This window comes from Stenotrophomonas sp. STM01, assembly GCF_014852135.1.
Lineage (GTDB): Bacteria > Pseudomonadota > Gammaproteobacteria > Xanthomonadales > Xanthomonadaceae > Stenotrophomonas > Stenotrophomonas capsici.
Map to the genome: position 1 here is coordinate 1608601 of NZ_JACVBA010000001.1, position 13849 is coordinate 1622449.

At 68.1% G+C, this 13849-nt stretch carries 16 protein-coding genes; 9 read left to right on the plus strand and 7 right to left on the minus strand.

The features are described 5' to 3' along the window. Positions 1–58: 58 nt before the first annotated feature. From yegS to IB227_RS07520, 4 genes are all read right to left on the minus strand, one after another. On the minus strand, positions 59–988 hold the full coding sequence (gene yegS, locus IB227_RS07505; protein ID WP_192286836.1) for a lipid kinase YegS: 930 nt from the start codon (positions 986–988) through the stop codon (positions 59–61). 260 nt (positions 989–1248) lie between these two features. After that, complete coding sequence (locus tag IB227_RS07510; RefSeq protein WP_192286837.1) at positions 1249–1740, minus strand: GNAT family N-acetyltransferase; 492 nt, start codon at positions 1738–1740, stop codon at positions 1249–1251. A 3-nt stretch (positions 1741–1743) separates the two neighbouring features. Continuing rightward, the gene (rpe, locus tag IB227_RS07515; RefSeq protein ID WP_132863292.1) at positions 1744–2418 is read right to left on the minus strand and encodes a ribulose-phosphate 3-epimerase; all 675 of its coding nucleotides are present in this window, start codon (positions 2416–2418) and stop codon (positions 1744–1746) included. A gap of 11 nt (positions 2419–2429) precedes the next feature. After that, the gene (locus IB227_RS07520) at positions 2430–2759 is read right to left on the minus strand and encodes a DnaJ domain-containing protein (protein ID WP_192286838.1); all 330 of its coding nucleotides are present in this window, start codon (positions 2757–2759) and stop codon (positions 2430–2432) included. Between the two features lie 149 nt (positions 2760–2908). Here IB227_RS07520 and IB227_RS07525 point away from each other — a divergent pair, with 149 nt between their 5' ends. Next, a complete protein-coding gene (locus IB227_RS07525; protein WP_192286839.1) occupies positions 2909–3835 on the plus strand; it encodes a phosphoribosylaminoimidazolesuccinocarboxamide synthase in 927 nt (308 codons plus the stop codon). Between the two features lie 85 nt (positions 3836–3920). Then, positions 3921–4400, plus strand: coding sequence for an Mpo1-like protein (locus IB227_RS07530; protein WP_192286840.1), 480 nt, complete (start codon positions 3921–3923; stop codon positions 4398–4400). A 50-nt stretch (positions 4401–4450) separates the two neighbouring features. Here IB227_RS07530 and IB227_RS07535 read toward each other — a convergent pair whose 3' ends face one another. Beyond that, entirely contained in the window at positions 4451–5368 is a 918-nt protein-coding gene (locus IB227_RS07535; RefSeq protein ID WP_192286841.1) for an NAD-dependent epimerase/dehydratase family protein, read from the minus strand. Between the two features lie 71 nt (positions 5369–5439). On the opposite strand from IB227_RS07535, the gene IB227_RS07540 reads away from it, so the two are divergent. From IB227_RS07540 to IB227_RS07570, 7 genes are all read left to right on the plus strand, one after another. Then, a complete protein-coding gene (locus IB227_RS07540; RefSeq protein ID WP_192286842.1) occupies positions 5440–6360 on the plus strand; it encodes a universal stress protein in 921 nt (306 codons plus the stop codon). 97 nt (positions 6361–6457) lie between these two features. Beyond that, the gene (locus tag IB227_RS07545; protein WP_192286843.1) at positions 6458–9286 is read left to right on the plus strand and encodes a monovalent cation/H+ antiporter subunit A; all 2829 of its coding nucleotides are present in this window, start codon (positions 6458–6460) and stop codon (positions 9284–9286) included. Beyond that, positions 9286–9660: a Na+/H+ antiporter subunit C gene (locus IB227_RS07550; RefSeq protein ID WP_132863281.1), complete on the plus strand. Its 375-nt coding sequence runs from the start codon at positions 9286–9288 to the stop codon at positions 9658–9660. Before IB227_RS07545 ends, IB227_RS07550 begins: the two co-directional genes overlap by 1 nt. Next, entirely contained in the window at positions 9657–11204 is a 1548-nt protein-coding gene (locus IB227_RS07555; RefSeq protein WP_192286844.1) for a monovalent cation/H+ antiporter subunit D, read from the plus strand. Before IB227_RS07550 ends, IB227_RS07555 begins: the two co-directional genes overlap by 4 nt. After that, on the plus strand, positions 11201–11707 hold the full coding sequence (locus IB227_RS07560) for a Na+/H+ antiporter subunit E (protein WP_132863277.1): 507 nt from the start codon (positions 11201–11203) through the stop codon (positions 11705–11707). The genes IB227_RS07555 and IB227_RS07560 overlap by 4 nt, the downstream gene beginning before the upstream one ends. After that, positions 11704–11988 carry a K+/H+ antiporter subunit F gene (locus IB227_RS07565; RefSeq protein WP_132863276.1) on the plus strand — a complete coding sequence of 95 codons (285 nt, stop codon included), beginning with the start codon at positions 11704–11706 and terminating at the stop codon, positions 11986–11988. The genes IB227_RS07560 and IB227_RS07565 overlap by 4 nt, the downstream gene beginning before the upstream one ends. After that, complete coding sequence (locus IB227_RS07570; RefSeq protein ID WP_132863274.1) at positions 11985–12311, plus strand: Na+/H+ antiporter subunit G; 327 nt, start codon at positions 11985–11987, stop codon at positions 12309–12311. The genes IB227_RS07565 and IB227_RS07570 overlap by 4 nt, the downstream gene beginning before the upstream one ends. Before the next feature lie 119 nt (positions 12312–12430). Here the strand turns inward: IB227_RS07570 and IB227_RS07575 are convergent, their stop codons facing one another. Both IB227_RS07575 and IB227_RS07580 read right to left on the minus strand, forming a co-directional pair. Beyond that, positions 12431–12874, minus strand: a complete 444-nt coding sequence (locus IB227_RS07575; protein WP_192286845.1) for a hypothetical protein — start codon at positions 12872–12874, stop codon at positions 12431–12433. A gap of 16 nt (positions 12875–12890) precedes the next feature. Then, positions 12891–13841, minus strand: coding sequence for a calcium/sodium antiporter (locus tag IB227_RS07580; RefSeq protein WP_192286846.1), 951 nt, complete (start codon positions 13839–13841; stop codon positions 12891–12893). Positions 13842–13849: the final 8 nt, after the last annotated feature.

Consider the following 13849-nt stretch of genomic DNA (forward strand, 5'->3'; position numbering starts at 1 on the left):
CAAGAATGGGCCGCGGTGTGCGTCCGCAGCATGATCCATTGCTTGCAACGGAAACGGTTCATCCGGACAGCAGGGGGGTGGGAGCCGGCAGATGCATCCGTACCCGCCCCGCCTCGCAGCGCACATGGAAACGGCGCGCCTGCAGGGGTTCGCCGTCCAGGTTGAGGGTCATCGGCCGCTCGGCCTCGATCCAGACCTCACGCAGCCGGGCGCGTTCGGCCACCTGCTCCAGCGCAGCGTGCTTACCGTCGCTGAACAGGGTGCCCAGGGTCGATACCAGCTCCCCGGACAGCTCGGGAACCACGGTCAGCTCCAGCAGGCCATCATCCAGCACCGCGTCCGGGCACAGCACCTGGCCGCCACCGGCCTGGCGACCGTTGCCCAGGCCCAGCGCGATGAAGCCGCCTTCCCACTGGAAGCCCTCGCCATGGATGCGGGCGCGGATCGGCTCGATCCTGCCCAGCCGGGCGATGCCGGTGATGACATAAGCCAGGCCGCCGAGCATCTTCTTCAGGCCGTCGTGGGTCTCCACCGTGACCTCGGTGCCGAAGCCACCGCTGGCCAGGTTGGCGCACCAATGCACCGCACCGTCGCCGTCCACCTGCAACAGGTCGATCGGCCGTGCGCCGCTGCTGCTGATCAGATCCAGCGCCGCCAATGGCTCGACCGGGATGCCCGTTGCCGTGGCGAAGTCGTTGGCCGTGCCCAGCGGCAACAGTGACAGCGCCGGCAAGGCGGCCGCCGCTTCGCCGGTATGCGCCAGTGCCTCGGCCACCTCGCTCAAGGTGCCATCCCCGCCGCCGGCAACGATCACCGCCGCATCCGCGGCGATGGCTTCGTGCACGTAGCGCTCCGCATCACCGGCTTCCCAGGTCACCCGTACCAACAGTGGTTGGCCACGATCACGTACGCGCGCGACCGCATCGCGCACGGCGTCATCGCCGGCAGACTTGCCGTTGAGGATCAGGAACCAGGGGGGCGTCGGCATGCGGCTCTCCATCGAAGGCGCGCAGGCTAGCAGGCACCGGCAATGCATCCGGTGAATGTCACATGCCCGTCATCAACTCCCCGGAGAATGGGAGTCCATAGCAAGGACGACGGATGGAGGCAGGATCAGCCTCCGAATGAATTCCCCGGCCGCAGTGGCAGCACTGCGGCTTTCTTTTTGCCCCGTCCGGCAGCGCGCAGCCCTGCTGCGCCGGACATGGCCGGGAAGGCCGATGCCGCGCACGGCCCCGGCACTCTCCCTCATTCGGATTGGGCGAACTGCCGCAGGGCATCCCCCTGCAGGCGGTAGACCGTCCATTCGTCCTGCGGCAACGCGCCGGCGGCGCGGTAGAACGCGATGGCCGGCGTGTTCCAATCCAGCACCGACCATTCGAAGCGCCCGCAGCCCTGCTCCACCGCCAACCGCGCGATGTGCTTGAGCAGCGCCTTGCCGGCACCGCTGCCACGCTGCTCCGGGCTCACGTACAGGTCTTCCAGGTAGATGCCGTTGCGGCCGAGCCACGTGGAATAGTTGTAGAAGAACACCGCGTAGCCGATGGCCTGTCCGTCACGCTCGCACACCAGCGCCTGCGCCTTGGCGTCCGGCCCGAACAGGCTGGCGCGGATGCCCGTCTCGTCGGTCTGCACCGAGGATTCGGCTTTCTCGTAGATGGCCAGCTCGCGGATGAAATGCAGGATCAGGCCTGCGTCATCGGCGGTGGCCGGACGGATCTGCAAGCCGCGCGCAGCCATGGGTCAGCCCCGCGCCGCCGCGACGTTGCCGCGCATCTTCGCGATCACCTCGGCGTAGTCCGGCGCATTGAAGATGGCCGAACCGGCGACGAAGGCATCGGCACCGGCGGCGGCGATCTGCCCGATGTTGTCGGCCTTCACGCCACCGTCCACTTCCAGCAGCACCGGCTTGCCGAGCTTGTCGATCATCGCGCGCACCGCGCGCAGCTTGTCCAGCGTGGACGGGATGAAGGCCTGCCCGCCGAAGCCCGGGTTGACCGACATCAGCAACACCAGGTCCAGGTCTTCCAGCACCCAGTCCAGCACTTCCACCGGGGTGGCCGGGTTCAGCACCAGGCCGGCCTTGCAGCCATGCGACTTGATCAGCTGGATGGTGCGGTGCACGTGTCGGCTGGCCTCCGGGTGGAAGCTGATCAGGCTGGCACCGGCCTCGGCGAAGTCCGGCACGATGCGGTCCACCGGCTCGACCATCAGGTGCACGTCGATGGGCGCGGTCACGCCATGCTTGCGCAGCGCCTGGCAGACCATCGGGCCGATGGTCAGGTTGGGCACGTAATGGTTGTCCATCACGTCGAAATGGACCCAGTCGGCGCCGGCGGCGATGACGTTGTCGACTTCCTCGCCGAGCTTGGCGAAGTTGGCCGACAGGATGGACGGGGCGATGATGCAGTTGGACATGGGGAAGCCTTTCAGCGCTTGCGCAGGGATTTGATGCGGTCGTAGGCGGCGTTGATCTGCCGCGCCTTCTTTTCGGCCTGTTCGCGCAGTTCAGGCGCGGCGCCGGCCACTTTGTCTGGGTGGTACTGGGAGATCAGGCGGCGGTAGGCCAGGTCGATCTCGGCGTCGGTGGCGTCGCGGGTGACCCCCAGTTCACGGTACGGGAGGTCCTTGCCCAGCTTGAACCAGTCACTGTCGAAGGCATGCCCCAGCAACAGGCCGATCACCGCGCCAAACAGCGGATTGGGCCTGAAAAGCAGGGCCCCGGCGATGAAACCAAGCAGTTTTCCGTACCAGCGCATGGGCGGGGTGGCGATTCAGGGCGGGCGGGCCCTGCATTTTATGCCACAGCGGCCCAATCCGGCTTTACACTAGGCCGCCCGCCGTCCTGCCGCGGGCCCCAAGGGTCCCTCCGTGCCGGCGGCTTCATAGCCAAGTCCCAGGAGTGCCCGTGCCAACCACGCTGTTGCAATCCGATCTTCCCGGCCTGCCCTTGCGCCATCGCGGCAAGGTGCGTGATGTGTTTGATATCCCGCGCGAACGCCTGCCTGCCGGCACTCCCCCGGGCGACTACCTGCTGATCGTGGCTACCGACCGCCTGTCCGCGTTCGACGTGGTGCTGCCCGACCCGATCCCGGGCAAGGGCGAGATGCTGTGCCAGGTCTCCAACTTCTGGTTCGCCAAGACCGCCCACCTGATGCCCAACCACCTGACCGGCATCGACGTGGCCAGCGTGCTGCCCGAAGGCGTGGACCCGGCGCTGTACGCCAAGCGCGCGGTGGTGACCAAGAAGCTCAAACCGGTCCCGGTGGAAGCCATCGCCCGCGGCTACCTGATCGGCAGCGGCTGGAAGGACTACCAGCGCACCGGCAAGATCAGCGGCATCCAGCTGCCCAACGGGCTGCAGCAGGCCGAAAAGCTGCCCGAGCCGATCTTCACTCCGTCCACCAAGGCTGCCGTCGGCGACCACGACGAAAACATCGACTTCGATGCGATGGTCAAATCGGTCGGCGCGGACCTGGCCGAGAAGGTGCGTGATGCCACCCTGCGCATCTACAAGTTCGCCGCCGAATACGCGGCCGAGCGCGGCATCCTGCTGGCCGATACCAAGTTCGAGTTCGGCACCGATGCCGACGGCCGCCTGTACATCATGGACGAGATGCTGACGCCGGATTCCTCGCGCTACTGGCCGGCCGACGAGTACCAGGTAGGCATCAGCCCGCCGAGCTACGACAAGCAGTTCGTCCGCGATTACCTGGAAACGCTGGACTGGGGCAAGACCGCCCCGGGCCCGGCGCTGCCGGCCGAGGTGATCGGGCGCACCCGCGACAAATACGCCGAGGCACTGCAGAAGCTGGCCGGGATCCACCTCGACTGATCCCGCCCCCGGGGCGCGCCTGGGCAACCATGCGCGCCCGTAGGGAAGGCGCGCTATGCTCTGCCGGCCACATCCGGGAGGGAGTATGGACATGAGTACCGCGCGTCCGGTGGACCGCTATTTCGCCAGTTACTCCGGCGACCACCGCAATGAAACCAACCAGGCCATCCACGTGGTCGCGGTGCCGGCCATCCTGTGGTCGGTGATCGCCCTGCTGTGGTGCATCCCGCCGTTGATGCCCTGGTTCCAGCACGGGATCTGGGCCGCCCTGGCCATGTTCGGCACCTGGGCCTACTACAACCGCCTGTCCCGTCCGCTGGGCATCGGCATGCTGTTCCTGTTCTTCGTCAGCGGCTGCGTGTGCCGCCTGCTGGAAGACCGGCTGGGCATCCCGATGCTGCTGCGCATCGCCATCGGCGTGTTCGTGGTGGCGTGGATCGCACAATTCATCGGCCACAAGATCGAGGGCCGCCGGCCCAGCTTCCTGACCGACCTGACCTACCTGCTGATCGGGCCGATCTGGGTGCTGGCCAAGCTGTTCCGCCAGTTCGGCTGGCGCTACTGATGCAAAGGGCCGGCCTTGCCGGCCCTTTCAGTCCGGGGTGTTCACCCGCGCTACGGTGACGCCTCGCCGGCGGGTGCGTCGGCCAGTCCGAGCATGGCCGCATCCACCATGAACGGACGCGGCGCATAGCCGAAATCACGCCGTGCCGGTGCGGTGTCGAACGCCAGCGGCTCCTGCATGCGGGCAAGCGCGGCCGCGTTCATGCCACGCAGGCGCCCGAACGCATGCGCCACGCGCAGCGCGAGGGCGAACAGCGGGGTCGGTATCCGCAGCAACCGTGCAGGCGGCTGCAACGCAGCCAGCACACGGCGGACCATTTCCCCGTAGCCCAGTACTTCCCCGCCGCCCAGCGCATAGGCCTGGCCCGCGGTGGCCGGTTGTTCCAGCACCTGCATGGCCGCATCGGCTAGGTCCTGCACATGCACCGGCTGGCGCAGGCCATTGGCCGATGCCGGCAGCACGAACACACCGCTGCGGCGGGCCATCGCGGCGATGACGCTGAGCGTCTTGTCGCGCCCCGCACCGTAGACCAGCGTGGGGCGCAGCACCGTGGCGGCCACGCCACGCGCCTGCGCGGCGGCGAACAGCGTCGCTTCGGCCTCACGCAACCGGCGCGCCACGTCGCGCTCGGCCAGATCGGCCGAATCCTGCTTGACGTCGACGCTGGTCGAGCCGAATGCCACGACGCGTGCCGGCCCCAGATCCGACGCCGCGTACCAGCGCGCGAAATGATCGAGCGGACCGCAGCTGAAAACCACATCGAAATCGCGGGCGCCCTGCCAGTGGCCGGACAGATCGCCGCCAATCCATTCCAGGCCGGGCCGCGCGAGACGGGCGGTGCGCGAGACCGCGCTCACCTGCCAGCCCGCGCGGCGCAGGTTGTCCAGCAGGCGCTCGCCGATCTGACCGCTGCCGCCAAACACCAGCGCCTTGCGCTGTCCCTCATTGGTACGAGTGCTATCTTCCATGCATCACAGGATAGGCGATCCGATGAGGCATCCTGACGTGCCCGGATGAAAGGAATCGCCGCGAGGACGCCATGACCGCCAGCTCCACCCCCACCGCTCTCCTGCTCGCCACCGACCTGAGCGCCCGCACCGACCGTGCACTGGCCCGTGCGTTGCAGCTGGCGCGGCAATGGAACGCACGGCTGGTGGTGGCGACCGTGTTGCCGGACGCAGCGACCACCGGCATCACCGGCGGGCTGCTCTCCTCGGCCCCGGCGGTCGACGACGGCCAGGCCCGGCAGCTGGCCGAACGTCGCCTGCAACGCCTGCTGGAAGGCGACGCCGATGACCTGCAGGTGGAGCTGCGCATCGGCCACGGCCACGTCGGTCGTGCACTGCTGCAGCTGGCCGCGCAGGAGGACTGCGGCCTGATCATCACCGGCATCGCCCGTGATTCCCTGTTCGAGCAGCCCACGCTTGGCTCAACCGTGATGTGGCTGACCCGCCACAGCCGGCTGCCGGTGCTGATCGTGCATGACCGGGTACGCGGCCCTTACCGCCACCTCTCTGTGGCCTGCGATTTCTCCGACAGCGCCGCGCAGGCGGCTGGCTGCGCCCTGGAACTGTTCGATGTGCCATTGCAGTTGTCATTGGTGCATGCACTTGATGCCCCCGGCAGCCTGCTCCCCGGCGGCGACCGCGACACCCTGCAGGAACAGTCCGCCAGCGCCGCGCGCACGCAGGCGCAGGCCTTCCTGGCGCAATTGCGACCACGGCTGGGGCAAGCGCACGTGCACGCGGTCATCGAACCCGGTGAGCCGGCCCGCATCCTCGCCGACCACGCGCGGTCCGCCGGCACCGAACTGGTCATCGTGGCCACCCACGGCCGTGGCGCACTGTTCGACCTGCTGATCGGCAGCGTGGCGCGGCGCATCGTCGAAACGCTGGAAACCGACACCCTGCTGGTGCGCGACCCGCGCTCGCTGGCGGTGGCCGCCGGGAACGACGACTGAGCGCGCCGAACCCGAACGGCTCGTTCATAAAAAGGTTCCGGGCGGAAAAAAGCGCCTGTTAGACTGGAAAACCTGCCCGTCACCCCTGCGCTTCCGCATGACGCCAGTCCTGTTGTGCCTTCTCCTGCTGCCCTTCCTGCTGGCGGCGGTCATCGCCCTGTATGCCCGCCTGTCACGGACCACCGCTGCCTGTCTTGCAGGTGCCGCGCCCGTGCTCGGGCTGGTGCTGCTGGGCAGCGTGACCCCTGCCGTGCTCGACGGCGAGGTCATCCGCAACAGCTGGCAATGGCTGCCGCAGATCGGGCTGGACTTCAGCCTGCGCCTGGACGGGCTGGCCTGGATGTTCGCCGGGCTGGTGCTGGGCATCGGCGCACTGGTGGTGCTGTACGCGCATTACTACCTCTCGCCCAGGGACAGCACGCGTCGCTTCTACAGCTACCTGCTGCTGTTCATGGGCGCGATGCTGGGCATGGTGCTGTCCGGCAACCTGCTGTTGCTGATGGTGTTCTGGGAGCTGACCAGCATCAGTTCATTCCTGCTGATCGGCTTCTGGTCGCACCGCAAGGACGCGCGCGAGGGCGCGCGCATGGCCTTGATCGTCACCGGCGGCGGTGGCCTGGCACTGTTGGCCGGCGTGCTGCTGATCGGCCGCATCGTCGGCAGCTTCGACCTGGACGTGGTGCTGGCCTCCGGCGACCTGATCCGCGCCAGCACGCTGTATCCGTGGGCACTGGTGCTGGTGTTGGCCGGCATCTTCACCAAGAGCGCGCAGTTCCCGTTCCAGTTCTGGCTGCCGCACGCGATGGCTGCGCCCACTCCGGTCTCGGCGTACCTGCACTCGGCCACGATGGTGAAGGCCGGCGTGTTCCTGCTGGCGCGCCTGCACCCGGCGCTGGCCGGCACCGAGCTGTTCTTCTACGTGGTCAGCGGCATTGGCGCGATCACCCTGCTGATCGGCGCCTGGAACGCGATCTTCCAGCATGACCTCAAGGGCCTGCTGGCGTACTCGACCATCTCGCACCTGGGCCTGATCACGCTGCTGTTCGGCCTGTCCACGCCGATGGCGGTGGTGGCCGGCGTGTTCCACATCCTCAACCACGCCACCTTCAAGGCCTCGCTGTTCATGGCCGCCGGCATCATCGACCACGAGACCGGCACCCGCGACATGCGCAAGCTGGGCGGGCTGCGCCGGTTGATGCCGATCACCAGCACGTTGGCGATCATCGCCTCACTGGCGATGGCCGGCATCCCGCTGCTCAACGGCTTCCTGTCCAAGGAAATGCTGTTCGCCGAGGCACTGGCCACCGAGGGCCCGCACTGGATGCGCACGGCGATGAGCGCTGCCGCGCTGCTGGCCGGCATCCTCGGCGTGGCCTACAGCCTGCGCTTCGTGCACGACACCTTCTTCGGCAAGGGCCCGCTTGACCTGGACGTGGTCCCGCACGAGCCGCCGCGCTGGATGAAGGTGCCGGTGGAAGTGCTGGTGGTGATCTGCCTGGCGGTCGGCATCGCGCCGGCACTGACCGTGGCACCGGTGCTGCAGGCCGGCGCCAGCGCCATCCTCGGCCCGGCGATGCCCGCGTACAGCCTGTCGATCTGGCACGGCTTCAACCTGCCACTGGCGATGAGCGCGATCGGCGTGGCCGGCGGCATCGCACTGTATTTCGGCCTGCGCCGCTTCACCGACCTGTACGCCGCCGCCAACCGCCCCACCGGCAAGCTGCTGTTCCAGCGCAACCTGGACCTGTTGTTCGGCATCGCCCACCGCGTCACCGCCGCACTGGCCAACGGCAGCCTGCAACGCATGCTGATGGCGTTGGTGCTGGTGGCGGTGATCGTCGCCGCCGCACCGTTCATCGCCAGCCCTGCGATGCCGGCATGGCCGGCACCGCAGTCGATGCCGCTGCTGGGCTGGGTGTTGTGGCTGGTGATGCTGGCCTGCGCGTTCGCCGGGCTGTTCCTGTTCCAGCAGCGCCTGCTGGCGGTGATCGTGATGGGCGGCACCGGGTTGATGGTGGCGCTGACCTTCGTGTTCCTGTCGGCACCGGACCTGGCCCTGACCCAGCTGATGGTGGAGATGGTCACGCTGGTGCTGATGCTGCTCGCCCTGAACTACCTGCCGGCGCAGTCGCCGCCGGAACGCTCGCGCTGGCGCAGGCGGCGTGATGCGCTGATCGCCATCGTCGCCGGTGGCGGCCTGGCCGCGCTGGCCTACTCGATGATGACGCTGCCGCCGAACACCATGGCCGGCGAGATGCTGGTGCGTTCGCTGCCCGAGGCCTACGGCCAGAACGTGGTCAACGTGATCCTGGTGGACTTCCGTGGCTTCGATACCTTCGGCGAGATCACCGTGTTCGGCATCGCCGCGCTGGTGGTGCATGCGCTGCTGCGACGCTCGCGGATGGCGCCGGAACAGATCATGCCCGGCCCGCCGATCAAGCTGCCGGTGCCGGCCGACCTGGCCCAGATCATGTTCCCGTTGACCCTGACGGTATCCATCTTCCTGTTCCTGCGCGGCCACAACGCGCCCGGCGGTGGCTTCGTCGCCGGCCTGGTGCTGGCAGTGCCGCTGCTGATCCAGTACGTGATCCAGGGCACCGTGTCGGTGGAGTCGCGCTTCGGCTTCGACTACATCCGCTGCATCGGCCTGGGCCTGATGGTCGCCGTGCTCAGCGGCATGGCCTCGATGCTGTTCGGCGTGCCGTTCCTGACCAGTGGCCACCTGGACCTGCACCTGCCGTTGATCGGCGAGGTGCCGCTGGCCAGCGCGATGGGCTTTGACACCGGCGTGTACCTGGTGGTGTTCGGCGGGGTGATGCTGATCCTGTCGATGATGGGCACGATCAAGCCCTCGCGCACCCGCAACGCCCGCCACGGCGAAATCGATATCCACCGCCGTTCGGCACGCACCGGGGAGATGCACTGATGGAACTGGCCCTGGCAAGCGCGATCGGCGTGCTGGCCGCGATCGGCGTGTACCTGCTGCTGCGCGCACGCAGCTTCGACGTCATCCTCGGCATGACCTTCCTGTCGTATGCGACCAACCTGCTGATCTTCAGCGCCGGGCGGCTGGTCACCGGCAAGGCGCCGGTGCTCAAGGACGGGGTGAGCAGCGACCTTGCCCACTACACCGACCCGCTGCCGCAGGCGCTGGTGCTGACCGCCATCGTCATCGCCTTCGCGATGACCGCGGTGAGCATCGTGCTGGCCATGCGCAGCCGCAGTGACAACCACAGCGACCACGTCGACGCCCACGAGCCGGATCCGCCCACCGCGGGCAAGCCGGAGGCCGGCGCATGAACCACCTGGTGATCCTGCCGGTCCTGATTCCGCTGCTGGGCGCGGCGCTGTCGCTGTTCGTCGAACACCGCCGCTATGGCCCGAAGGTGCAGCGCAGCGTGGCGTGGGCCAGCATGGCCGCGTTGGCGGTGTCGGTGGCGCTGCTGGTCGTGCAGACCGGTGAAGGCCGCATCACCGCCTACCTGCTGGGCGACTGGCCGGCCCGGCTGGGCGTGGCGCTGGTGGCCGACCGCCTGGCTGGCTGGATGCTCGGCACCACCCTGCTGCTGGCCATCGCCTGCCTGCTGTATGCCTGTACCGGCTGGGACCGGCGCGCACCGCACTTCCATGCGCTGTTCCAGTTCCAGCTGATGGGCCTGAACGGTGCATTCCTGACCGGCGACATCTTCAACCTGTTCGTGTTCTTCGAGGTGCTGCTGATCGCCTCGTACGGCCTGCTGCTGTCCGGCGGCCGTGGCCTGCGCCTGCGCATCGGCCTGCACTACGTGATGTTCAACATCGCCGCCTCCACGCTGTTCCTGATCGCGCTGGCGATGCTGTACGCCACGCTCGGCTCGCTGAACATGGCCGAGATCAGCCAGCGCATCGCCGGCCTGTCGCTGTCGCACCTGAAGCTGGCCAAGGCCGCGTTGGGCCTGTTGCTGCTGGTGTTCTGCTCCAAGGCCGCGCTGCTGCCGCTGTACCTGTGGCTGCCGGAGTCGTACTCGCGTGCACCGGCGGCGGTCGCGGCCCTGTTCGTGATCATGACCAAGGTCGGGCTGTACGCCGTGCTGCGGGTCAGCACGCTGTGGTTCGGCGCCGGTGCCGGCGCACTGGCCGGCTACGGCGGCGACTGGCTGCTGTGGGCCGGGCTGGCCACGCTGCTGCTGGCCGGCCTGGGCGCACTGGCCGCCACCCGCATGAGCGTGCTGGTGGCCTACCTGGTGGTGGTCTCGGCGGCAACGCTGTTCATCGCCTTCGCGCTGGGCAATGCCGGCACGATCTCGGCCGGGCTGTATTACCTGCCACACAGCACCTTCACCGCCGCCGCGCTGTTCCTGGTGGTCGACCTGATCCGGCGTCGCCGCATCCGTGGCGGCCAGCCACGTGACGGCGAGCAGACCGTACTGCCGGGCAAGACCGTGCCGGGCCTGCTGTTCCTGGTCGGCGCGGTGGCCGTGGCCGGCCTGCCGCCACTGGCCGGCTTCCTGGCCAAGGCCGCGCTGCTGAGCGCCGTGCCGCAGGTCCATACCGGCGTGGTCTGGACGGTGGTGCTGGGCAGCAGCCTGCTGGTGATCATGGGCCTGACCCGTACCGGCATCCGCCTGTTCTGGCACGTGCCCGGCGATGAGGACGATGCACCGGAACCCGAGCCGCAGCCCGCGGCCCCGGCGCGCCCCTACGAGACCACCGCGGCCTGCCTGCTGCTCGGCTACGTGGTGCTGATGAGCGTGTTCGCCGCGCCGCTGATGCGACAGACCGACGCCATCGCCACGCAATTGCTGTCGCCTGAGCATTACCTCAACGACGTGCGCGGCACCACGCCACAGATGAGGCAGCCATGAGTACGCCCCGCCCCCTGCTGCGTCGCCTGTTCCCCTCGCCGGCACTGTCGCTGACGGTCACCGCCTTCTGGCTGCTGATGTCCGACAGCTTCAACCTGGGCCAACTGCTGCTGGGCATGCTGCTCGGGCTGGTGGTGCCGCTGTTCGCCGCACGCCTGGACCGCGAGTTCGCCCGGCTGGGCACGCTGCGGCCGGTGCCCAAGCTGCTGTGCGTGGTGCTGTGGGACATCCTGGTGTCCAACATCCGCGTGGCCATGCAGGTGCTGGGCCCGGAGCAACGGCTCAAGCCTGGTTTCATCTGGGTGCCGCTGGACATCGCCAACATCCACGGCATCGCCGCGCTGACCAGCTTCATCACCCTCACCCCCGGCACCGTGTCGGCGGCGCTGTCCGATGACCGCCGTCACCTGCTGGTGCACGTGCTGCACCTGGACGATGCCGATGCGCTGATCGCCGAGATCAAGAGCCGCTATGAAGCACCGCTGATGGAGATCTTCCCGTGAACGGTTACCTGATATTCCAGACCACGCTGGTGGTGTGCATGCACGTGGTCGGCATCGCGATGCTGCTGGCGTTGTGGCGCCTGTTGCGCGGCCCCACCGTCCCGGACCGGATCCTGGCGCTGGACACGTTGTCGGTCACCGCCATCGCCGAGTTGATGCTGTTCGGCATCTACCTTGATTCGGCCATCTACTTCGAGGCCGCGCTGGTGATCGCGATGCTGGGCTTCTGCAGCACCGTGGTGTTGAGCAAGTACGTACTGCGCCGGGACATCGTCGAATGATCACTTTCCTGCAGATCGTCCTGTCCGCGCTGCTGGCCTTCGGCTGCTTCTTCATCCTGGTCGGTGCGCTGGGGCTGGTGCGCTTTTCCGACTTCTTCAAGCGCCTGCACGCGCCGACCAAGGCCAGCACGCTGGGTGTGGGCTGCGTGCTGGTGTGCTCGGTGGCGTACCACATCTTCCTCGGCGAGGACCCGCAACCGCGCGAGCTGCTGATCACCGTGTTCCTGTTCATCACCGCACCGATCAGCGCCCACCTGATGGCCAAGGCGGCGCTGTCGCTGATGATGGAAAGCCGCCCGGAGCCGCCGGGCGACAAGCCGTGACCGGCGCACTTCACCGGTAGCGCCGAGCCGCGCTCGGCGGTAGCTCTCCCGGTCGTACCCCGGAGCAGCATGGCTGCGCTACCGGGAGTGTTCCCGCGCAGCGTGGCCGCGCACCCGGGTCAACGCAGCTGAACCTGTGCAGCATCACTGACCATGACCTGCGTCTGGTAGTAGTACTTGTCCATGACACGCCCCTCGTCGATGAAAACCACCTTCACCAGTCGTGCGCTGCCACGCACGAGGATCGGCCGGCCCAGCAGCGCTTGCCGGGGATCCCGTCCCAGCCTGTCCGCCAGCGCGGCCCTGGCAGCGGGCATGAGTTCCACGCTCAGGTTCCGCGGGTCCCGATAGTCCCGCTCGGAATTGAGGAACAACGAACCCCTGACATCCCCCGTGGCCCGCACGTTCAGCGCGAACACACCATCCACGCCACGTCCCAACCCTGCTGCAGCGGCCAACTGCACCGCCATTCCCGGGTCAATCCAGGCGGACGGAGCCCGCCCGCCGTGCACGCACCCTGCCAATACCGCCGACATCAACCCCAATATCAGAAACTTCCGCATCCTTGCCTCAATCCGGTCAGTTCAACAGCGCCAGCTCCAGGCCGACCCAGGCCAGGAACGCGACGAACAACACGGCGCCCTCGCCGCGACTGATCTTCAGGTCGCCGCGCAGCATCGGGTACAGCATCAGCACCAGCACGATCGCCGCCGGCAGCTCCAGGCGCACGAACGAGGCCGGCAACGGCATCGGGCGCAATGCCGCCATGCCACCGACCACCACCAGCAGGTTGAACAGGCTCGAGCCGATCACGTGGCCGACGACCATGTCACCCTGGCCGCGCCGCGCCGCCGCGATCGCGGCGGCCACTTCCGGTAGCGCCGTGCCGATGGCCACCGGCAGCAGGCCGGCCAGCAGCGGCGACATGCCCCAGCCGGCGCCGATCACCGGTGCCGCCTGCACCACCCAGCGCGCGCCGAAATACAGCACCACGCCGGCAATCACCAGGCGGATCAGGTTGAGCCCCAGTTCGGTGCGGGTCGTCGCGTAGGCGGCGATGCTTTCCTGCAGCGCGGCTGGCTCGCGCCGGGCGCGCGCCAGCACGAACACCAGCACCGCGACGAAGCCAAGCAGCAGCACGATGCCTTCCACGCGGCTGATCGCACCGTCAAGCCCGAACACGATCAGCGCCAGCGAAGCCACGGCAAGCAGCACCAGCAATGGCGACAGCAGGCGCGTGCGCACCACCAGCGGGTAGGCCAGCGCGGCCAGCGCCAGCGTCAGACCGACGTTGACGATGTTGCTGCCCACCGCGTTGCCCAGTGCCAGTTCCTGTGCCCCCACCGCGAAAGCGCGGGCATTGACCACCAGTTCCGGCAGCGACGTGCCGAAGGCCACCAGCAGCAGGCCGGCGACGAATGGCGAGGCGCCCAGTCGCTGGGCCAGCCCCGACGCGGCCTTCACGATGGAGTCGCCCCCCAGCGCCAGCAGCACCAAGCCAAGTACGAACAATCCAATGGCTTCAAACATCCGCGTCT